The organism is Cohnella sp. AR92 (assembly GCF_003990975.1).
Lineage (GTDB): Bacteria > Bacillota > Bacilli > Paenibacillales > Paenibacillaceae > Cohnella.
This window is the reverse complement of record NZ_RZJR01000006.1, coordinates 233,795-255,057: the sequence shown is the minus strand read 5'-3', so window position 1 is coordinate 255,057 and position 21,263 is coordinate 233,795. Positions and strand designations below refer to the sequence as shown.

The following is a 21,263-nucleotide window of genomic DNA, read 5'->3' as shown; positions in this document are numbered from 1 at the left end:
ATTTGCATTATTATTGATTTGATAATTTCAGAAAGGAGAAACGTTTGACAAAATGTAAACGCTTTACTTTTTCTTACTACACTCTATCAGGGGGAATGCTTAAGCGAGTCTTCTCAGAAGGAAATCGATATGACTGCAATGATACATTATGTATACACAAAGGCGTTCGCTAAGGATGTTACAGGATATGCGCCGAATGTGCTCTCTCCTCTCGAACGGGACGCTAGTGGATATCCTTAAAGTTAAAATTCACAAACTTGGTCTGTATTAACCGCAAGTCTCGGCGAATGTCAGGAGACCGTATTCTATTATAGGAGGGAAAGTATCACGATGAACAAGCGGTTTAAGCAGATTTTGATGGTCGTATTTGCGGTTGCCTTGTTCTTGCCGCAGCTTGGGATCGTACAAAAGGCCAGTGCGGCCAGTGCGAATGGAAATTATGCATTAAAAGTTCAAACCACAGGCGGGCAACAGTGGGATGGCGCGCAGATAGACACAGGGGCAAGCGGCTTAAATCTCGTTGCCGGCACAACCTACACCTTCTCCTATGACCTATACACCCCTGACCAAGACGTGGCAGGCATTGTTCTGCAAACGAACGGAAACTACAACTGGATTAAGAATACGGGAGCTTTAAGTGCGGCAAGCCCCGCTTGGACTTCATATACGGCGAATTATACTTATACCGACGCAAGCGGCGCACAGCTTCAGTTTGTTAAAGTCGGCGATAGCGGAGCAACGGATGCAAGGAATATAACTTTCTACATCGACAACTTTGTTGTTAAAGACGCGAATGGTACGGTTGTTTATCAAGCCGACTTTGAGAACCAAACGGTTGGTGCCTTTAAACAAAGCGGGACGGCTGCATTGTCTACGGTTGTACCTCCTGGGGCAGCAACCGATTATTTCTTAAAGATTCAAACGACTGGCGGGCAACAATGGGATGGCGCGCATATAGACACAGGGGCAAGCGGCTTAAATCTCGTTGCCGGCACAGCCTACACCTTCTCCTATGACTTATACACCCCTGACCAAGATGTGGCGGGCATTGTTCTGCAGACTAACGGAAACTACAACTGGATTAAAAATACGGGAGCATTAAGCGCGGCAAGCCCCGGTTGGACTTCATACACGGCGAATTATACTTATACAGACGCAAGCGGCGCACAGCTTCAGTTTGTTAAAACCGGCGATAGCGGTGCTACGGATGCAAAGAATATCACTTACTACATCGACAACTTTGTTGTTAAAGACGCAACAAGCGGCAATGTTGTTTACACGGCCAACTTTAACGACCAAACGTCTGATGGTTTTGTATCAAATGGGAGTGCTACACTGTCTACGGTTAATAGTATTAATGCTGCAACAACGCCGACCCTTAACCCGGATGTACTCAACTTGCCAAGCATTAAGAATACGTACCCGAATTATTTGATGGGCAGCATCATCGGCCCCTATTACATGCAAGACCCCATCCTGTCCGTCCTGAAAGCCCAGTTCGGCGTCGTGACGCCCGAGAACGCGACGAAGCCTGCTTCGCTGATCGGCACCAGCGCATCTACGCATAACGTCGCGGATCTGAGTTTTACCGAAGCGGACGCGGAGCTTCAGAGCGCGATTGACAATGGCCTAAAAATACATGGACATACGCTCGTCTGGGAAGGGCAATCGATTCCGTGGCTGAACAACGCTAAGAACTCCGACTCCGACCCAACTCCGTCCAACCCAGGTCTGACCGCGGCTGGGGCCTATGCGAACATGAACGATTATATTAATGCGGTTCTCAAGCATTTTGACGGCAAGTTCAACGCTAGCACGCAGAACATCATCTCGTGGGACGTCGTCAACGAAGCGATGGGCGGCGCCGTCCGTGACAGCTCACTAAGTCCGACAGACTGGCGCAGCTACCTGAAAGCCACCCCATGGCTGAAGGCGACGGATGATAACTACGTCGAACAGGCGTTCAAGTATGCTCGTGCAGCGGAACCGGATTACAACGTCCTGCTGTACTACAATGACTATAGCATGGACGATCAGAATAAGGCTGCGGCAGTTCGCGACATGGTGAAAGACATTAATGACCGTTGGGCCTTGGATCATCCTGGCAAACAGCTCATTCAGGGCGTCGGCATGCAAGAGCATAACGGCCTTGGCACCAACCCTAGCAATACGCGCAAGTCGATCCAGATGTTCAAGGATATTGGCGTCAAAGTCTCGATCAGCGAGCTGGACATCTCCGCTGGCACGGGCGGAACGCAGACTGCCGATCAGAAAACAGCCCAAGCTGCACAGTACGCGCGGTTGATGCAAGTTTATACCGACCCCGCCTTCAAGGACACGGTGCAGCGTATCACGTTCTGGGGACTGACAGACACCAATAGCTGGTTGTCTTCCGGCAGCCCGTTGCTGTTCGACGGCAACCTATACCCGAAGGACGCGTTTTACGCCGTGATTGATCCTGCCGGATACCTTGCGAATTACCACGCTCCGACAAAGCCTGAGGGGAGCAAAACGGCAACAGCCGCGAAGGGAACGCCGAATATCGACGGCCATATAGATAACATTTGGAATACGGCAACGCCTATCGATATCAATGTAACCCAGGCAGGCAATACGAAGGCGGATACGCACATGCCGGCCGCTGCCGCTCGCATGTTATGGGACAACGCGAACCTGTACGTACTCGCGCAGGTGACCAAAGATCCGTCCGAACCGTTGGACAAGGGGAACGCAAACCCTTGGGAGCAGGATTCAGTCGAAGTTGTTGTTGACCTGACGAACGGCTCCAGCGCCATGTACTCGAACGCTTCCGGGCATTACCGCGTTCGGTATGACGGCTTTGCGACGGTAGACGCAGGCATGACGGACAATCAGGGGGTTGCAACAAAGATGACCTCCGCGACGACATACGACGAGACGACGAACTCCTACACCGTCGAGATGCAAATTCCGTTTATCCAGATTACGCCTGCGGTTGGTACTCAGATCGGCTTTGACGCCCAGGTGAACGACGCGAAAGCCGGTGTGCGCATTGGCGCGTTCGCTTGGAACGACGCTACCGGAACGGCTTATCAGGATCTATTCAAAATCGGCACGTTGCAGCTTGTCGCAGGGGCCGACACGGTACCTCCTGTAACGACGGATAACGCCCCAACCGGTTGGCAGACCCATCCCGTGAGCGTAGTCCTCCAAGCGACCGATGAAGGCAGCGGAGTGGCTTCCACGTCTTACAGTCTGGACGGAGGAGCCTTTACCGCCGGCAATTCCGTATCGATTACTTCGGAGGGGAATCACACTCTTCGTTATTACAGTGTGGACTCGGCAGGCAACAAGGAAGCGGTCAAGGAGAAGATCATCCAGATCGATCTGACAGCCCCCGCGATCACGTTGCCGGTCATCACGAAGATTCTGATTAGCGATGCCTTGAACTATCCGATTGCGGTATCCGATGCGACTAGCGGGGTGGGTTCGGTGTCCGTCACCTTGGATGGAAAGCCTGCCTCCAATTTGATTAAAGCAGCGCCATTGAGTCTAACGCTCGGGGTTCATACCATCGTCGTGACGGCTAGCGATAAGGCGGGGAATTCCGTTACGGTCACGCGCCAAATTACCGTTTATATGGATGTCGCGCATCTGGACTCGCTGTTCCAATCCGGCAGCGACAATGGCTTCATTACGAAACCGGGGACTTTAAACAGCCTGTTAGCGAAGGTGAAGCAAGTACAAGCGGCGGGCAACAATGCCAAGAACCTAGGCAATGCCCTGAACGCCCTCAGCAACGAAGTGAGCGCCCAGACGGGGAAAGCCATTGAAGCCGGTTACGCGGCATTGGTTCAGAAGATCCTTCAGTCCCTTGGCAACAAGTAGATTGGAGTAGCAATGCAAAGTTGAAGCTGTAAAGAATAACTGCCCGCACGCGGCAATCGCATGCGGGCAGTTTATTTTCAGAGCCATTGCCTTCCCTGTGAATTGTTAAACTATCGTTTCCCGTTAGCTTAAAGAAATATATCTATAACACTATTTATATAGCTCATCGAGCGGAAGACCATCAAGCACGTGACTTACAATGACTGGCAACTTCTTAATGAATTTACTCCACTTTACGCCTTCAAAGATGTAAAGCTCCTCATGTTCTACATCAAAGCTGCCTAGACATTTTTGATCGGGGACCCAAATGATGAAAGCTGTGCTGCCATAGCCTTCAACTTCCTTCGTAAAGTCTATGAACATCCTACCTTGCCACTCTAGCGGCCTAACGTCAAAGATCGTTTCAAACTCGACGTATTCTGTAGGGCTTGTCTTGGGAAGATCAATTCTCCGGACATTTAAACATTTATAAGTGTTCTACCCGTATTTATCATACATCTTAAAGTGCACTTTAAGGCAAGCGTTATTTATCTTCATTAGGCTTCTATCGATATGGGCGCTTTTATCTACGTCTAAGCCAGATACTCGGACATGATCCGCTCGATATCATAAGGGGTCACTCCTCGATCCACTGCGAAGATGGACTCCGCTTGCTCCGCGCTCTCGACGAGCTCTCCTCTCGCCTTCGCATGGAGCCGGAACAAATCGTATAAATCCGGTTTTCTTAATCCGGTCATCGCTTGGCCCATCAATGCCATCCCTCGGAGATTCCCTTCCACGTTATTGTGGTAGTCAGGATGTCTCGTCAGAGCAAGGTCGGTCCAGATGACCGTACGCTTCACTAAATCCAGAATGACGGGAATCGCAATCTGCGTATTCGCCGTCACGTCGATCTTATCGACAACCGCAGATGGCTCGAAGATCTCGCCAGAACCCGGTTTTCTGCGCATCATCCACCCCGCGAAGCACTCCGGCAGGTCGCAATACGGCTGCTCCGTGAAGGACTGAAGAGCGGCGACCACGTACCGTCCGCCGTACTCGACGATGGAAGGGATATGCAGATCGATGAATTCACACGCCCCATTGGGAGCCGTAACGATATCCCCGCTATGCATGGCCAGATACTTAGAGGAGCGCAGGTTCGTGTACGAGATATGCTCGACATACCGCCAGTCTCGATCGTAGAGAACGGCAGATAGATCTATGTCGACGCGCCCCGTAGGCCGGCCATCGACGATCCCTTCCCTCCACCAGTTGAAGAAGCGGATCGTATCCCCCTCCGGTATCGGAACCCGGCTTCCTCGGACGATCGTACGCAGAGCCTTGCTCGCCGAACGTTGGGAGAACGGAACGAGATACGGCTTCAATCGCGGATCGATAAACGTCTTGCCAAGCGGAGACAGCAAGGAGAAGCGGCGGACCAGCTCCTGTTCGCATACGTCCACGATCGCCTGGCATACCTCCTCCGGGATCTCGGAGAGCGAATGGGGAATCGCGTATGCTTTGGCCACATTGCCCTTTGGGAAAAAGGTGCGAAGCTTCTGAGGCTCCTGACGATGCGTGAAATGCGACTTTACCTGCAGCAGCACAGGCGTCGACACCTGGTTTACGACTTCCCCGAAGGCCAACACCACGTACTCGGCAAGTTCCGTCGAACGCGTCAATTGATCCAGCCTTCTGGCGAATTCGCCCGGGCGCTGCGTCAGCAGATCGATAAGCGTCCAGACTTGATTCGATTGGAATGCGAGCTCGACGCTGCTGTTATAAGTAAAGAAAGGCTTATTGTTGCGCAGGATATCGAAGGCTTCCCGGCACCGCAAGAAACGATGCTTATATTCGGACGGATGCAGAATTTCGCCTAAGCGAATCCAGCGATGCTTATACCGAAGCATATCCTCCTTCATCAGATAGCTTTGTTCCAGCAGGGACAGCAACAGCTTCCTCTCCGGACGCGCGAACTTGACGAACCGAGTCGTCTCGGCGAGGCTCGTATCCCCTCCGGACCAGGCGACAGCCAGGCGAAGGACATCGGTAGCCGTCTTGACGTACCGTCCAATCACACTCGAATCCGCTTTGCGATGCTTCCATAGCGATCCCGCCACGAACGCCGCATTTTCCTTGAACGGAATCTCGGAAGGAAGAATCTCCGCTATCTCCTCGGCTCCCGCGCATCCGATCGCCGTATCGATATCCACTTTGTCGGTCTCGGAGATCGACCCTTTAGCTTCAATAAGCTGACGGATCAAGACGTGGAATTCCGCTCTCGTTCCAAGCTCGATAACCTTCAGAGGGAGGCTCTCATCCGTTAGAGGCGGTCTGCTTCCGGCTTCGTAATCAGGGAGATCCAAGGTGAAGTAATGATAGAGGGCGTTCAGATAAAGGTCCGCATCGGATTCCTGCATCACCTGCGCGGGGAAATCCGGGTACATCGGCCGGTACTCGACATGAGCCCCGATCATCGTCTTCAGATCGGCAATCAGTCCGTTATAGAACGCACCGAAGGCTTCCGCGGATAGATGGCTTATCTCGCGCATCAAACGGAGCGAGAATTGATACCCTAAATCCTCGATATTCTTCATGGCGGTAGCCAGCCATGCCTTCGAGACCGAATCGCCGCTAGGCCCTCGATCCACGATTACCTTGTTTTCTCGGCGCAAGTAAATCGTATTGATCATCATGAATTCTCCCGTAAAAAAAAAGAATCTTCAGGAAAGCTGCGACCCTAATTCGCCAATTTGATGTAGAAGGAAGGATCGCAATAGCCTGAAGATCAGAGCCCGCGGCCGTTAACCCCGAGCCCTGATGGATACATCATCCCATAATTCCCAGGTATCCAACAGGGCGGAAGTATTACGATACGGACAAAATTTGCTCAGCCGGTCGAAGTTACGGTTACGATAATATGCGGCGAATAAATGTCGCCGCGGCATATTGCTCCCTATATTGCTGACCAATTGTTTCGCCTAAGTATTTTTGTTTAACGGGAGCTCGGCTATAACCTTGTTTCCCCTAAGCACAAGCAATGTAGAATCAAGCGCAGACTTCCGTACCTTTTCAACATCTACCCCCTTCTTTACGGCATATTCAAGATGAACCGTAGCCTGCCCTTCCGTTTCGATACTTCCTGAATTTCCGCCACCACGAAGCTGCATTTTTATATACTTCGTTCTTTGCTCCAACTCCATTAGGGATGCCAGAGAATGGTTGGGCCTTATTGCAAAGTTTAAGCCATTCCCATGATGAAACAGATGATGACCGGGCGAATCCCTATCATCGCTGTTATCAAATTTTAATTCCTTGGTTTTCTTTAATACAATGTCATACCGCAGAATGCCGGCTGTCTTCATAACATTGACTTCAACATCCTTTACCATAATTGGGACTTGATTGCTGAATGCGGTCAGAAATGTTAGTGATAGAAGAAGCACAATAGTGATATGTCTTTTGAATGGCATCGGGAACTCTCCTTTTTTTGATGTCGCCTTATTGTCAGTTTGCCCCGATATCATTTGGCAATGCCTCGATAAACGGTATCATTTGCTCCTGAATCAATTCAATCCTGTTCTTTGCACGCGGCATAAAACGAGAAGCGATGGAAATCACCAGCTTCTTCTTGGCATTTACGTAAATCGCGTTTCCCCCGTCCCCCAATGCGGCATAGCAACCCTGATCCTTGTTGTCAAGGATCCACCATAAATAACCATAGGATGACTCTCCCCATCGACTGCTTTCTAGGGTACTGTCCTCGATCCACTTCGAGGATAGAATCTGCTTGCCGGTGGCCATATCCCTAGGCGTCAGGGTTAGCCCCCAACCGGCGGTGTTCGTGCCTTTGGAATCCACCGCCCAACCACGAACATATCGATCCTTAAGAAAAGCAAAATATTCCTCTTTGCTATTTATGCTCGCATTATCGGGTGCTTTGATTCCTAGTGGTTCAAACAGATTTTCCGCAGCAAATTGAAGCACGGTTCGGCCTGTTGCGTTAGTTAGAACTCCCGATAAGATCTGGACGCCGATTGTGGAATATTTAAACTCCCCAAGACCGCTCTTGCCGCCCAATAGGTCCAGCGCGGCTTTTGTCCAATCATCGCTTGAATAAACTTTTGTATAGGGTTCCGACTTGTATTTATAGGGTGCTGTCATGGTCAGAAGATTTTTTATTGCGACATTCCATATCGTTTTTTCACCGCGTTTGACCGCATACTGGGGAAAGAAGTCCAATACCTTCTGGTCGATGCTTCCAATATAGCCTTTGTCTACGGCAATACCAATCAAAGCAGAAACGACGCTCTTCGTCACCGATGCAATATGAATGGTATCGTCAGCGGCGTAACCGTTAAAATAACCTTCATATACCTAGAAATTAACGTTCCGATTCTAAGAAGAGCATATTATGATATAAAATTTATTGCCATAGCATGTACGGCACGGTTCCCAACTTGGAAATTTAGCTTCGTAATGGAAAAGAAGAAGCCCATGACAGGCTTCTTCTCTCGACGGTGTTTGATTGATGAGTCTCTAACGTCACACTTCAACGGATTCACTTGGGTCTATCCTGTGTTCAGAGATACTCTGCGACACAACCCCTCGCTTCCAAGTCTAAGTGATTAGATCAGTTCCTCTTGCAGTTCTTGCACTGGAAGGTCCAATGGAACCACACCTCTCTTACACCGTCCCTAATATAATGCCAAGCATGCATGAGAATTATTCGGGGTTATGTTGAACTATTGTTCGGGCCCCAGCTTCATGTACCGCCGTCCGAACGCTAACAGATCATTTGCACTTCTCCTACTCGTGAGTTATCATCTTTTATATTGACATTTTTGCAGGTCTATAAAAGGAGGTCCACGCCATGTGCCCCCGTACCAAAGAACAAAATGAGCTCATCCGCATGCAGCGCAGAGAACAGATTCTTGACGTCGCCGCGCGCGCCTATTTCCGCACGGGCGGCAGCTTTGATATTCGCGACGTCGCGCGTGAGGCCGAGCTTGGGTACGGCACGGTATATCATTATTACCCCAACCGGCATTTACTTATAGAAGATGTGCTGGACAGCGGCTTTGAACGATGCGAGCAAGCCCTGACGGAATGGGCGAGCATTAGCGGCGACATTGTCGATGGCAGGCAACTGCTCACGTATTGCAAGGCATTGCTCCGCCTGTGGCAGTCGGATGCCCGTGCCTATCTTGTTTATAAAATGGCGGCGGAACAGTATGCAGGATTGTCCGAGAAGGATCGCCACCTTGCCAGAAGACGATTCCATGAACGGCTGTACGTTCCGCTCCAATCGATCGCCCAACGCGAAGACGACAGCGTCGACCATATGCTTGCCGTGCTGGTCGGCTGCTGCGGGTTGCACTACTATGCAGGTAATTCCGAGCTGAACGTCGATCGAATCGCTCAGCTCGCGATGCAAGCTATTACGAAGGAGTCCTGATACGAACATGGTCATATTAAAAAGCAAGCATGAAATCGAGGCCATCCGCAAGGCATGCCAAGTGGTGGCCGAATGCCATCGCACGATCGCCCCGCTCATCAAACCGGGCATCACAACGAACGAGATTGAGCGCATATTCGAGGACATTATTCTGAAACACGGCGCCAAGCCCTACACGAAGGGTTACAAGGGCTACCGATATGCGACCTGTGCCTCCGTCAACGACGTAATCGCTCATGGCTTCCCTAGCAATAAGCCGCTTGAGGAAGGCGATATCGTGACGATCGACACGGTCGCGGAGCTCGACGGCTGGCTCGGCGATTCAGCCTGGAGCTATGCGGTCGGGGAGATCTCGCCGATGGCCGAGAAGCTGATACGCGTCACGAAGGAATGCCTTGACCTCGGCATCGCGCAAGCGCAGCCCGGCAATCGGCTCGGCGACGTGACTAGCGTGATCCAGCGGCATGCCGAATCGAACGGCTTCGGCGTCGTGCGCGATCTTCTCGCCCATGGCATCGGCCGGGACCTGCACGAGGAGCCGAACTATATGCATGTCGGCAAGCCAGGCAAAGGCCTTCGTATCAAGGAAGGCATGGTGTTCACGATAGAGCCCATGATCACCGAAGGCACTTACGACATGACAGTCGATGCGGACGGCTGGACCGCGCGGACGTTGGACCGCAAGCTCGCCGCCCAATACGAGCATACGATTGCCATCACGGCTGAAGGTCCGCAAGTCCTGACCGCGCAATAAAATAGTCAGAGGTCGACCAACGTAATGGTCGACCTCTTTGTTTTAGTTTAGGATATCTCGCCTTGTAAACACCGCAAATGCGATGATCAAGCCGGCCAAAGCCCATATTCCCAGAACGGCTAAGGAAAAACCGATGGTTAGCCCCGGGACCGGCGTCTGGGAACCCGTCAAGAAATCGGTGGTCTGGAGGTTGATCATGAACAGGTACTTGGCACTGTGCCACGAGGATGCCATCGCCGAGAGGATGGAACCGGCGATCAATGCGGCCATCATGATGCCCATGGCGGCAGCGGTGCTGCGAACCAGCACGGACACCATGAGGGACAAGCAGGCGACCACCACGCAGGAGAACCAGGCCAGGCCGAACTCCATTAGAATGAAGCGCCACTGGGGGATGGCTCGTACCGCGGACGTATCCAACTGATCCCCGATGATGCGGAAGCCGCTCAGAACAGGCTCGGTCCATCCTCGATAACCGAAGAAGCCGCCGCCGATGAGATAACAGAAGATCCCGGTGAGGAGGACGATCAGCGAAGTGAACATGATAAGCGTCAGCAGCTTGCTCAGCAGAATGCGCCAACGGGATACCGGACGGGTGAGCAGCAGCTTGATCGTGCCGGCGGATTGCTCGCCGGACACCAGATCGGCCGCGATGACTGCCACCATCAAGGGCAGGAACAGCCCGATGGCGTTGATCATGAACTCCCGCGTGAACGTGACGCCATTGGGCGTCGCAGGATTAATATTCTTATCCAGCGCATACTGCAGTTGCTTCACTTGCAGCTCCATCTGCTGCCGCCAGGAGCCCGGGATCGTGCGAGAGCCGCTAAGACGGTTGGTGATCTCCTTCACCTGTTGCTCCGTCTTGAGCCGCCAATCGCTGGTCCCCAGCTGCTTCTGGCTTTCCTGGGAGATGCGCATTTGTGCATAAGAGAAGATGGGAATAAGGACAAGAAGAATCAGAACGATGACGAGGAAGCGGCGCTTCCGCATCATCTTGATGGTCTCGTTGCAGACCAGAGGGTACAGTCCAAAGCTCCAGCTACTCAATGCGCTTCCCCTCCGTAACTCGCAGGAATAAGTCTTCCAGCGTTGGATTCTGTATCGTGACGGAGAAAATTCGAATGCCTTCCTGCACCAGCGCCTGGGTGACGTCCGGGATTCGCTCGGCGCTCATCTCCGTTGCGATCCCCTGCCAAGCATCGGGCGCCAGCTCTGCCAGCTCCTGCTTGGACATCCCCTCTTCTTCCAATACCCGAACCGCCTTCGGGAATCGTGCAGGGAGGAGCTGGACTGCCTCCTGCCGCGGGGAGACATGCCACACCACCCGCTCCGTCTCCTGCCGGATCAGATCGGCTACTCCGCCTACCGCAATCACTGCCCCATGGGAGATGATCGCCACCCGGTCGCACATGAGCTGGATCTCCGAGAGCAGATGGCTCGAGACGAAGACGCTGAGGCCTCCGGCGGCCAGTTGGCGGATGAATTCCCGCATCTCCTTGATTCCCTGAGGGTCGAGGCCATTGGTCGGCTCGTCTAGGATGAGCAGCCTTGGACGTCCTAATAGTGCCTGGGCGATGCCCAAGCGCTGGCGCATGCCGAGGGAGTATGTCCGCACCTTGTCATGGATTCGTGCGTCCATGCCGACGATAGCCGTCACCTCCCGAATGCGGTCCGGCCCCACGTCCGGCAGCATGCGAGCGAAATGCTCCAAGTTCTCCCACCCGGTTAGATAGCCGTACAACTCCGGATTCTCCACGATGCAGCCGATCTGGCTCAGAGCCTCGTTCGTGCGTTTCGTCAGATCCATGCCGCAGACGTGGATCGTGCCTTCCGTCGGCTTGATCAGTCCCACCAGCATGCGGATGGTAGTCGTTTTGCCCGCCCCATTCGGCCCAAGGAAGCCGAATACCTCCCCCGCTCCGATATCGAAGGAGACGCCTTTAATGATCCACTTGTCCCGAATCCGCTTCTTCAAGCCCTGTACCGATAGGACCGGCTGTTCAAATGCCGGCTCGGCGGCTTGGACTGCTGTCATACGCGTCACCGCTGCCATCCCGTTCCCTCCCTCTGCCTTCATCGAATCACCTGCATAACGCGAGCGGCAATCTCCGCATAGCCCGCCCCATTCGGGTGGTAATGATCGGCGAACAAATACTCGCTCCACTTCGTCTGGAAGAAGTCATAGATCGGAACCACTACCATGTTCGGATAAGCGTTCGCCAGCTGTTCGGATTCCGCGTTCCACTGCTGGATGATGTAGCCGCCGATCCGGTCGGGATCGTTATCCGGATAAGGATGATACAGCCCGACATAGACGATACGGGCTTTCGGCGCGTGCTGCTCGAGAATCGCCATGATCCGCTTCAAGCGGGCCGAGGCTTCCGGAAGATGCTGGCGCGCCTCCTCGTAATTCATTTGGAGGTCCTCCGTTCCATCGGCGGATGGCATGGCCCATTGGTTGAGATCGTTCCCCCCGATGGTGAACAGGATGATGTCCGCTTGCTCCGCATAGGACAGAAGCGTAGAAGATTCCAACTCGTTCAATAGATCCGTCGTCTTCGCCCCGCTCACGGCCATGTTCCAGACATAGACTTCCTGCTTGCTTTCTTGCCGGAGCAGGTTCTTCACCTTGCCAGCATAGCCTTCGCCCTTCTCGTCCCCGATTCCCAGCGTCAAGGAATCTCCTAGAGCCAAGATGTGTATGCCTTGCGCCTCCCCAGGTGCCGACATCGGCGCCGATGTGCTTACCGCTTGCTGATCGGCGGGCTCCGCTCCGGCGGGATGGACTAGGGAGATTACAGCCCAGGCGAATCCCGCCAGCATTACCGCCATAGACACGATTCCCGCCAAACCGGTCAGCTGCCACGTCAGATTTGTCCTCTTCATCCCATGTCCTCCACTCGTTTGCCAACATTTGCTTCTATAGTCGAGAGTAAATCTTCCACTATTTTTTTGCAAATCTATCCTGCTCGCGGTCACTGCCTGCAAGTAAGAAGAATAGCCTGCCGGTTCACTCCGGCAGGCTTCGTTTTTAAAGTATTTGTTCGCCTTTCGTTCAACAATTGATTAATCAGTAAGCGATACCCACGCGCGATTTGATAAAATCGCTATTAATTATCTGGCTATAAGCAAACTCTGCCGTATCCGACACGGATATTGCAGCACCGTCTTCCGGAAGAACATCGCGCTCCACGCGATAGTTGCCTACCTGTTCGCCATCTGGCAGATATGTGGGACAAACAATCGTCCAATCGAGCGTCGATTGGTTTAACAACTCGTACACTTTATGATGTTCTTCTGCCGCGCGGACCGACTTCTGCTTGGATTCGCTTGACTGATAGCGCAACAATTCGGGGTTCGTCCTGCTTCTCAGGATACCGGCTGTTCCTATCGTTATTATTCGTCGAATGCCTTCGTTCTGCATGGCTTCGATAAGGAGCGGCATGCTTTCCGATAGAGTAGTTGTCCCATCCGTATTGAGCGCGCTAAGAACGACATCAGCCCCTAATGTCGCACGTACGATATCCTCTTTATTTATAACGTTTCCCTGAATGACCGTTAACTTCTCATTATTCATTCGAATCTTGTCCGGAGTGCGAACTAATACAGTTACCCTATGTCCATCACGAAGGGCATAAGCAAGGAGTCGACACCCGACCCGTCCGGTCGAACCCAGTATTAAAATATTCATGAGAACGAACCTTCCCCGTTTGAGTTAATAGAGATTAGCTCCTCTACTTCCCTATCAAAGCCGGCGCTAATATAAAACTGGACCAGATCTAGATTGGAGTAGCGGTCCAGCTCCTTTTTGAACGCTTGGCCGTAACTTTGGCGGATCCTCCCTCCTATCTCATGGAGAAAAAGACCGATCATTTTGTCCTCGAAACGCATGTCGCCGCTTTTCTTGAGACGCAGCGCGGACGCCTCCGCCGTTGCCATGCCCAATCGAATCGTTTTAACGAGCGCCATGAGTTCCACTTGCTCCTTGCTTCTAATGCTCACGTTCCTACTCCTCTGCCTTGCGAATTCTGCGAGGTTTCATTGTAGCCGAATGTTGCCTCGTTGGCAAAGGAAGCAAATGTCGCCCGCTCCTAGAAGTGAGAGCCGACCCAAGGAATCCCGTTGGTCGTCATTTACTATCCTGACTGAATGATGCTGTCCCTTAGAACCAGCCAGACCAATAAATAAGGACCGGAAGATAAAGAAAGCTTGCTGCAGTCGTCATGGCAACGTTGACCGACACCAGTTCCTTGTCTCCCCCATACTTCTCCATAAGCACAACCGAATTAATAGCGGAAGGCATAGACGATTGCACGAATAATACAGAGGCTTCGAGACCGTGAAGTCCAAGCAACTGAATGGTTAGAAAAGACAATGCAGGCACGCCTACTATTCGCATCGCGATCGATATCCAAAGCTCGCGTCGCATGCTGGAACGCCAGTTTGTTTTCTTAAGCTGCATGCCTAACAGGAGCAACACGATAGCAGCGTACGCTCCGCCAATAAGCGATAGGCCATCCTTTATACTTGTTGGCAGCGGAATTTGGAACAGATAGAGAATGAGACCGACAGCTGCAGCATAGATCAACGGATTACGCACCATTTTGACTGCAGCTTGCTTAGGGCTGAATGAACTGCGCGAGGCAATATATAATCCAAGCGTATTCACAAGCACGATATGAAGGACTACATTGGTCACGCCAATGGCGAAGCCAGCATTACCGAATGCAAGAAGCAGTAACGGCAACCCGTAGTTGTTGGAATTGGCAAATATTGTCGTAAGTTCCATTGCACGAGAAGAGGGTATATCGAATCGGAATAATCTCCCAACGCCTATAGAGGCCACCCAGCAGAGAATAGTCTGCAGCACGGTAAATAAGGCAATGTGGGCAAAGGCTGAGTTATTCAGGTCGCTTCCCGATACGGCACTTACGATTAGGCAAGGCGAGAGTACGAACAAGCTTATATCCGCCAATACCTTCGAGTCGGGCGACTTATACTTCTGATAGACATATCCGAGAAAGCAAGCTAGTAAGATCGGCACGCTTACCGTTCCGAATAATGAGAGATAACCATTCATTTCCTTGCTCCCCCCTTACGAACTGCTAATCTTGATGAACAAATCCGTCTTGTCTGGAATAGCCGAGCGAATGCGCCAGAAGCAACGGTTCTAACTGTTCGAAGAATACAGGTGCTGTTACTGGCAGATCCAGCTTGTCGGTGTCTAGAGCGTATACGGCCAGACGATAGAGATGATCACCCGAATAACGAGGAGGCTCAACACCATAATAACCGTTTAATTCTACAGAGCCGTCCGAGAAGTGTCCTGATGCGCCTTCCGCAATTCCCTCTGCCGATACCGGAATATTAAGAACGCTCCAATGAATGAAGTTATCGGCAATGGGGTGAACATCATACATCACCAAGGCAATTGATTTCGTACCTTCAGGAGCGTCTTTCCAACTGACCGGAAGGCTGATGTTTTGCCCATAGCCATGTGCATATTTGTCCGGGATACTATTGTAAGCCTTGAATGCACCTGACCAGGCCTTGAATCCGGATGTAGAAGTTACTGTCGAAGCAGTCAACATGCGGATTGAGGAATCCCAACGCAGCTCTAGTCCTAAGGCAATTTCAATCAGTCTAGAGGATACCATCATATTGCCATGATCCAGGACAGTCTCATGATCCAGAGTATAACCAACCCCATTAACGGTAACTTTGGATTCCCCAAGCTTTTGCTTGGCTGTGAACCCCTCTCCTTCAGCTGACCACGATTGCGTGTTTTTATTCCATAACACCACCGCACCGGCCGCTTCGAATACGGTACGCAAAGGGATAAGCATATGCGTATTTACCATCTGGCCCTTAGTTCCGATCTTCTTACCGTTCACCGTCAGGTCAAATGGCGTATTCCACTGGCTATAGCTTGCTACATTGCTAGCGACATCTTTTTGGATGGTTGACGATGAATAGGTAACCTCTTCAACTGCATAAACTTGCGGCACGGATAAGGTAAACAGAAGTCCGATGCTCAACGCGATTTTGCTAGACTTCAAGGCTGTTTTTTTCATGAATTATAAGTCCCCTTCGTTAGGTGCAGAATGAGTGTCTACGAAGCAGCGCTACTTTGTAACACGTATTTGTATTGCCGACGATAAATATGTTATATTTGATGATGTGGATTTGTCAACACGAGGTGAAAAAAACATGTTGTCCGTGGAAAAACAAATGCTATTCTTATTGTCCAAAGCAGATCGACTGCAATCCCAGGATCTCATTCGGATCTACGAGAAGCGAGGGTACTCTGCTCCTTATATACGCAATGGACTATCCAGGCTAAAAAAAGAGCAGTATGTGGATACCCCTTCTCGTTCTACTTACAGCATTACGGAATCTGGACGGACGTATATCCGCTCCATTAATCGTAAACCGGAGCTTTATTCCGCCGCTTGGGAGGGAACCTGGCATCTGGTTCTCCTTTCATTCCCGGAGTCGGAACGCAAACGCCGCGATCAATTACGCTCCGATTTGCTCCAAACGGGACTAGGGCTGCTGTACAGCGGAGCGTATGTATCGCCATGGCCATACCGGGAAGAGTTGTCGGAATTGATTCATAAGCATAGTGCCGGTCAATATGTAACGGTATTTTATGGGAAGCTGGAACACGGAGAAATCACCCCGAATCAGGCGGAGAAAATATGGTCTTTGAAGGAAGTAGCGAGGGTCTACGAGGAGAAACGGCACTGGTACGAGGAACAGTTTGTGCCCCTTCTAATTGCTGCATTGAACAATCGTTCTTCTACAGCGTTCGAGGCGTATGGATTGGAGCTGTTTAACCTATTCCTAACCTTGGGAGAGACCATCAATGAGCTGTATCTCATCGATCCGATGCTTCCGCCGGAGCTGCTTCCTGACAACTGGAGATGCCGTAATATTCTTCGACAGCTGACAGACGGATTGAATTCCATTATCGAAGCCATACCTTCTGATTCGGTATATGCAAGGTTTGTAAAATAGCTTAATTACACAACAAGCTTTCCGTTCGTTGATTGATATGGAACTTTATTACACTTCAAGCGTCTAACCTTTATCACATGATGAGGGTGGGTGGTTTACCTGTGAAAAAGTCTATTTTATTATCGTTAATCGCTGTTTTGATGGCAAACGGCCTCCTCTTTGCCTCCGCCAGCGCGGAAAAACCGATCGCAGTGTCCGACCGCGGCTCGGTCACAGGGGAGATCCGCGTGCCGGAGTTGAAGCCCAAATGGAGCCTGTCCGTGAACAACTTCATCGACAACGCGATCGCGGAAGACGGACTCGTCTTTCTTGTTGCCGACAAAAAGCTGATCGCCATCGACGCCAATACGGGTAAAATCAAGTACCGTTACGGAAGCAACTTGACCGACAATTACGTCTACGCAGCCGGCATCGTGTACGGAACGACGGCAAACGGAAAAGCATTCGCGCTGAATGCGCGTACCGGTGCTCAGAAATGGCTGAACGCAATCAGCAAAACGCCAGGGACAGTCTCGGTCGTAGGCGACACCGTCTATTATGCGGAAGGGAAACGTACATACGCGCTGAACGCAGCGACAGGCAAGACAAAATGGGTGTCGGAGGAGCCGCAGGCTGAAGGTTCGGCATTCGGCATTACGGTCGCGAACGGGATTGTGTTCCAAAGCTATCTCGTGCAAGGGGCTCTCACCTCCACGCAGCTCGATGCCTTCGACGCGAAAACAGGCAAAAAGCTGTGGGGCGTTTTCCACCAGAATACTCCTCTCACCGTTCGGAACGGCGTCGTCTATTCCGTCTACGATCCGTATCCGTCTCCTGACGACGATCCGGCACGCAACGTGACGATCAACGCCTTTGACGCTACTACCGGAAAACTCATGGCATCTCAAGTATTCAGCTGGAAAATAGCCAGCGCACCGCCTTATCACGTCTCCGGCGGTTCCGTTCTGCTCGAAGGAAATGACCTCTATATCACGACCGACGTCGAGGTGAGGAAGTACGACTTTGCCTCCTATAAGGTAGACGGTAAACCGCTTCAGACTTGGGTCAAACCGGATGCAGAAGCGGAATTCGCGGGACCCGTGAATGGTGGGCGGCTCTTTTTCTCCAGATACGGCTCCGGGGAAGTGCTCGGACTCAAGCTGTTGGACGGCAAATCGCTTATCTGGTATGCGGATAACCCCGTCGTCGCTACGACTATTTACGGCAACGGCGTCTATGTCAGTCAAAGCGACGGCGTGTTACGCGGATATCGGCTGGATACGAGAGAGCCCGTATTCAACGTCCATACCGGCTCGCGATATTTCGGATCCACTCTCAAAACCGGAAATACGCTGATCATCCAAACGCCGGGCAAGTTGACCGCGGTGACTATCCCCAAATCAATGCTCTAAAACGAGACGAAAGGCTGCCGATCCGTAAGGATTCGGCAGCCTTTGCTATTGACCCGACTATTTAACGATGTCGGACCCTTCTATTGAAGGCATCTATTAGGATTCAGCAGCGCTTAGTTTCTCGCGGATTAGGTCCGATACGAGTCGATCGGGGGACCGCTCTCCCCTTCCGACTTTCATGCGATTGCACAGTACCGCCACGGCAAGGCTGTTCGAAGGATCGGCATATCCAATCATGCCCCCCAGGCCGGCGTAACCGAACGCCATCGGGCTGCCGCCCATGGGATCGCCTTCTTGACTAAGGCTATAGCCAAGTCCCAATTTAATGGGGGCAAGAGCAACTTCGTCGATGCCTTCAAAGTGCGGTGACGTCGCCTCCGCTACGCAAGCTGGCTCGAGCAGACGTCTACCGCCGTCTACGCCGTGGCCAATCAGCGAGGCATACATACACGCTACCGCCTTAGCCGTAGCGATGACGTTCACGGCAGGTACGGCCGCTGCATGAAACCAGGGCGAATTCCATTCCGGATTTGCGACGGGGACTAAAGCCGGAGGCAGAACTCGCTTGAAAAGCATGTCATCCGGCATGGAAGCTATCGGTACGGCTTCGCCGCTAATCTCGGCAATACGGCATTCCGCTTCCGATGAAGCGCCTAAGATCAGATCCTTTTCAATGCCTAAGGGTTTGCCTATCTCGTCATGAACAATCTGAGCAAAAGTCCGCCCATCCGCACGGGATGCGGTCTCCCCCAGAATCCAGCCGAAGGTCAGACCATGGTAACCGGACTTGCTGCCAGGTTCCCAGATGGGCTCTAGCTTCTCCATCTCCCCGACCATCGCTCGCCAGTCCGCGATAAGCCGCATATCCGAGTACGCGGGCATCACGGGAACACCTGCCGTATGGGTTAGTACCTGACGGAGAGTGATCTTGTCCTTCCCATTCGCTCCGAATTCGGGCCAGTAATGGGAAATCCGCTCATCATAATCCAGCTTGCCCTGTTGGACGAGAATATGAATGGCCGTTGAAACAATGCCTTTGGAGCAAGATTGCGCAACGAATAAGGTATCGGAGTCAACGGGGCGCCGTCCAGCGGAATCCGCGCTCCCTGAGAAAGCATTCAGGACCAGCTCTCCGTGCCAATAAGCCGCTGCTTGAAATCCTGCGCCGATATCGTCTTCCGCGAGTTCATCTAATAACTGCTGGACATGATTCTGAAGTTCCACGAGATATGGATGGTTTCTAATGAATGGATTGGTCAATGCACTCAACTCCCTTATTTATATTCGAACAATAAGGTGCAGAGCCCATCCTTAGAAATGTCAGAGGCGAACAGAGTTACTTATGTCCGCCCATGCAAAGGTTCGCCCTAAGAATAGGCTTTGCATGAGCCGCGCAGCATACTGGCAAAATGATTTGCCATTTAAATCGACCACCTTTCAATGGAAATTTTAGCAAAAGATCATCGATATCTCAACAGGATACTGGATTCTAATTGGGTGCAAGCTTGTTCGTAATCATGTATAATATGGATATATTATCCGTATTTATCGAAATAATGAATCGAGGGGGATGTGTATGACCAGAAAGTGGATGCTCGGAATATTGATTCTCTTCGTTGCCTTTTCCTTGTTCCTGGTAATCCGTTACGGCGTTTCATGGTACCTCATTGTGTTTATGCTGTTCTCCACCCTTACCACGCTTAATCTTCTCCGCTCCATTAGAAAAGATGGACCGAAAGCCGACCCCTATCAATCGATCGAATACAGGCCGCCCGTCAGAAGGAGTCACTAATCGCAAGAAAGAGCAGTCGGATTCATTCCGAACTGCTCTTTTCTTAATGACTAGTTGTTACCTTAAATTAAAGAGACCCTTTCCAGTCTCCATATTTATTGGTAAAGATGAATGTGTGTGAGTGATTAGCCAGGAATCATTGTCTTTTCTTAAACCAAAAGTGAAACGATTTGTTATTTGACGAAGTTTTTCTCCTGATTCTATATCGTGTGCAGCGAAGGTAACGGCACAATGAACAAATGCAAGATTCAAGTTTTCTTCTACTACTAAGTCATTGAAATCGACTTTAAGGGTAACACGATCTGCCCTTAATCCGTTAAACCACGCCTCAACATTTGCCTTCCAAGGAGTGATCCCCTTGCTCTCCCAGTTTCCCCAGCAATCGTAGATATGGATGTCGGGGGCATAGGCTGATAAGAAACGTTCAACATTTTTTTCGTAAATGGAAAACCTGTAATTTTCAAGCACGTCTTGAACTTTTGAAAAATTAACCGTCATCAAACTCATCCCCTTTACTAATGGATAATTCCATAAATAGTTCTGCAATATCATTATCATTGTATTTGGGTATCTCATAGAAGCCAAAACTTCGAAACACTGACATCGCTTTATATGATTGTTTCTCAGTGTCCAACCTTAGCTTTATTAATCCAGCTTGTCTTGCAAATTCTATTGCTTGGCTCATCATGCTTTTGCCGTAACCCTTATCTTGATGTTCAGGCAACACGAAGAACCTCTTTATTTCACCAATTCTATTTTCAGAATCAATACCCTTTAAACCAATAGTCCCAATTACGCTCTGATCTTCCTTCAATAACCAGAAGCCGCCTCCAGTACCAAAATACAGCCGTTCAATACATCTAATATCGAAATGCGAACCTTCAGGATCAAAGACATATCCTCTGGAATTATACATCGTTCTCATAAACTCTTCCAATTGGTCCTGGTCTGAGCTAATGTATCTCTGCAGCAATAAGCATTCCCCTCTCTCGTGGA

General features: G+C 51.0%; 17 protein-coding genes and 1 pseudogene. 5 read left to right on the top strand and 13 right to left on the bottom strand.

Going from position 1 to position 21,263, the window contains the following annotated elements:
• The first annotated feature begins 330 nt into the window (after positions 1–330).
• Positions 331–3,867, top strand: a complete 3,537-nt coding sequence (locus tag ELR57_RS11640) for an endo-1,4-beta-xylanase (protein ID WP_126959237.1) — start codon at positions 331–333, stop codon at positions 3,865–3,867.
• A gap of 572 nt (positions 3,868–4,439) precedes the next feature.
• On the opposite strand, the gene ELR57_RS11630 is transcribed toward ELR57_RS11640, so the two are convergent.
• From ELR57_RS11630 to ELR57_RS11620, 3 genes and pseudogenes are all read right to left on the bottom strand, one after another.
• Positions 4,440–6,545: a TerD family protein gene (locus ELR57_RS11630; RefSeq protein ID WP_126959236.1), complete on the bottom strand. Its 2,106-nt coding sequence runs from the start codon at positions 6,543–6,545 to the stop codon at positions 4,440–4,442.
• Between the two features lie 285 nt (positions 6,546–6,830).
• Entirely contained in the window at positions 6,831–7,322 is a 492-nt protein-coding gene (locus ELR57_RS11625) for a hypothetical protein (RefSeq protein WP_126959235.1), read from the bottom strand.
• Between the two features lie 34 nt (positions 7,323–7,356).
• Positions 7,357–8,202, bottom strand: a pseudogene (locus ELR57_RS11620) (serine hydrolase domain-containing protein); the annotation flags it as partial.
• Positions 8,203–8,722: 520 nt separating this feature from the next.
• Between ELR57_RS11620 and ELR57_RS11615 the strand changes: the two are divergent.
• Entirely contained in the window at positions 8,723–9,307 is a 585-nt protein-coding gene (locus tag ELR57_RS11615; RefSeq protein WP_126959233.1) for a TetR/AcrR family transcriptional regulator, read from the top strand.
• A gap of 7 nt (positions 9,308–9,314) precedes the next feature.
• Complete coding sequence (gene map / locus ELR57_RS11610) at positions 9,315–10,061, top strand: type I methionyl aminopeptidase (RefSeq protein ID WP_126959232.1); 747 nt, start codon at positions 9,315–9,317, stop codon at positions 10,059–10,061.
• Positions 10,062–10,103: 42 nt separating this feature from the next.
• On the opposite strand, the gene ELR57_RS11605 is transcribed toward map, so the two are convergent.
• The 7 genes from ELR57_RS11605 to ELR57_RS11575 form a co-directional block, all read right to left on the bottom strand.
• Complete coding sequence (locus ELR57_RS11605) at positions 10,104–11,111, bottom strand: ABC transporter permease (RefSeq protein ID WP_255414934.1); 1,008 nt, start codon at positions 11,109–11,111, stop codon at positions 10,104–10,106.
• Positions 11,104–12,117, bottom strand: coding sequence for an ABC transporter ATP-binding protein (locus ELR57_RS11600; RefSeq protein ID WP_238162487.1), 1,014 nt, complete (start codon positions 12,115–12,117; stop codon positions 11,104–11,106). The genes ELR57_RS11605 and ELR57_RS11600 overlap by 8 nt, the downstream gene beginning before the upstream one ends.
• Before the next feature lie 20 nt (positions 12,118–12,137).
• Positions 12,138–12,950: a GDSL-type esterase/lipase family protein gene (locus ELR57_RS11595; RefSeq protein WP_126959231.1), complete on the bottom strand. Its 813-nt coding sequence runs from the start codon at positions 12,948–12,950 to the stop codon at positions 12,138–12,140.
• Between the two features lie 184 nt (positions 12,951–13,134).
• Positions 13,135–13,755 (bottom strand): NAD(P)-dependent oxidoreductase, encoded by a 621-nt coding sequence (locus ELR57_RS11590; RefSeq protein WP_126959230.1) that lies wholly within the window; start codon positions 13,753–13,755, stop codon positions 13,135–13,137.
• On the bottom strand, positions 13,752–14,033 hold the full coding sequence (locus ELR57_RS11585; protein WP_126959229.1) for a hypothetical protein: 282 nt from the start codon (positions 14,031–14,033) through the stop codon (positions 13,752–13,754). Before ELR57_RS11585 ends, ELR57_RS11590 begins: the two co-directional genes overlap by 4 nt.
• Before the next feature lie 193 nt (positions 14,034–14,226).
• On the bottom strand, positions 14,227–15,144 hold the full coding sequence (locus tag ELR57_RS11580) for an AEC family transporter (protein ID WP_126959228.1): 918 nt from the start codon (positions 15,142–15,144) through the stop codon (positions 14,227–14,229).
• Between the two features lie 25 nt (positions 15,145–15,169).
• The gene (locus ELR57_RS11575) at positions 15,170–16,138 is read right to left on the bottom strand and encodes a YbhB/YbcL family Raf kinase inhibitor-like protein (protein WP_126959227.1); all 969 of its coding nucleotides are present in this window, start codon (positions 16,136–16,138) and stop codon (positions 15,170–15,172) included.
• Positions 16,139–16,172: 34 nt separating this feature from the next.
• Between ELR57_RS11575 and ELR57_RS11570 the strand changes: the two genes are divergently transcribed.
• A complete protein-coding gene (locus ELR57_RS11570; RefSeq protein WP_238162486.1) occupies positions 16,173–17,084 on the top strand; it encodes a PaaX family transcriptional regulator C-terminal domain-containing protein in 912 nt (303 codons plus the stop codon).
• 227 nt (positions 17,085–17,311) lie between these two features.
• Entirely contained in the window at positions 17,312–18,475 is a 1,164-nt protein-coding gene (locus ELR57_RS11565) for an outer membrane protein assembly factor BamB family protein (protein WP_158630005.1), read from the top strand.
• A 96-nt stretch (positions 18,476–18,571) separates the two neighbouring features.
• Here ELR57_RS11565 and ELR57_RS11560 read toward each other — a convergent pair whose 3' ends face one another.
• The 3 genes from ELR57_RS11560 to ELR57_RS11550 all read right to left on the bottom strand — a co-directional run bounded on the left by ELR57_RS11560 (position 18,572) and on the right by ELR57_RS11550 (position 21,240).
• On the bottom strand, positions 18,572–19,735 hold the full coding sequence (locus ELR57_RS11560; RefSeq protein ID WP_158630004.1) for a serine hydrolase domain-containing protein: 1,164 nt from the start codon (positions 19,733–19,735) through the stop codon (positions 18,572–18,574).
• 589 nt (positions 19,736–20,324) lie between these two features.
• Positions 20,325–20,765 carry a YybH family protein gene (locus tag ELR57_RS11555; RefSeq protein ID WP_158630003.1) on the bottom strand — a complete coding sequence of 147 codons (441 nt, stop codon included), beginning with the start codon at positions 20,763–20,765 and terminating at the stop codon, positions 20,325–20,327.
• The gene (locus tag ELR57_RS11550) at positions 20,755–21,240 is read right to left on the bottom strand and encodes a GNAT family N-acetyltransferase (protein ID WP_126959223.1); all 486 of its coding nucleotides are present in this window, start codon (positions 21,238–21,240) and stop codon (positions 20,755–20,757) included. Before ELR57_RS11550 ends, ELR57_RS11555 begins: the two co-directional genes overlap by 11 nt.
• Between the last annotated feature and the right edge of the window lie 23 nt (positions 21,241–21,263).

What these genes read in the sequence shown, in the direction of transcription:
- ELR57_RS11640 (WP_126959237.1), top strand. Translation starts at nt 331, where the DNA reads ATGAACAAGCGGTTTAAGCAGATTTTGATGGTCGTATTTGCGGTTGCC.
- ELR57_RS11630 (WP_126959236.1), bottom strand. Translation starts at nt 6,545, where the DNA reads ATGATGATCAATACGATTTACTTGCGCCGAGAAAACAAGGTAATCGTG.
- ELR57_RS11625 (WP_126959235.1), bottom strand. Translation starts at nt 7,322, where the DNA reads ATGCCATTCAAAAGACATATCACTATTGTGCTTCTTCTATCACTAACA.
- ELR57_RS11615 (WP_126959233.1), top strand. Translation starts at nt 8,723, where the DNA reads ATGTGCCCCCGTACCAAAGAACAAAATGAGCTCATCCGCATGCAGCGC.
- map (WP_126959232.1), top strand. Translation starts at nt 9,315, where the DNA reads ATGGTCATATTAAAAAGCAAGCATGAAATCGAGGCCATCCGCAAGGCA.
- ELR57_RS11600 (WP_238162487.1), bottom strand. Translation starts at nt 12,117, where the DNA reads ATGGCAGCGGTGACGCGTATGACAGCAGTCCAAGCCGCCGAGCCGGCA.
- ELR57_RS11595 (WP_126959231.1), bottom strand. Translation starts at nt 12,950, where the DNA reads ATGAAGAGGACAAATCTGACGTGGCAGCTGACCGGTTTGGCGGGAATC.
- ELR57_RS11590 (WP_126959230.1), bottom strand. Translation starts at nt 13,755, where the DNA reads ATGAATATTTTAATACTGGGTTCGACCGGACGGGTCGGGTGTCGACTC.
- ELR57_RS11585 (WP_126959229.1), bottom strand. Translation starts at nt 14,033, where the DNA reads ATGGCGCTCGTTAAAACGATTCGATTGGGCATGGCAACGGCGGAGGCG.
- ELR57_RS11580 (WP_126959228.1), bottom strand. Translation starts at nt 15,144, where the DNA reads ATGAATGGTTATCTCTCATTATTCGGAACGGTAAGCGTGCCGATCTTA.
- ELR57_RS11575 (WP_126959227.1), bottom strand. Translation starts at nt 16,138, where the DNA reads ATGAAAAAAACAGCCTTGAAGTCTAGCAAAATCGCGTTGAGCATCGGA.
- ELR57_RS11555 (WP_158630003.1), bottom strand. Translation starts at nt 20,765, where the DNA reads ATGACGGTTAATTTTTCAAAAGTTCAAGACGTGCTTGAAAATTACAGG.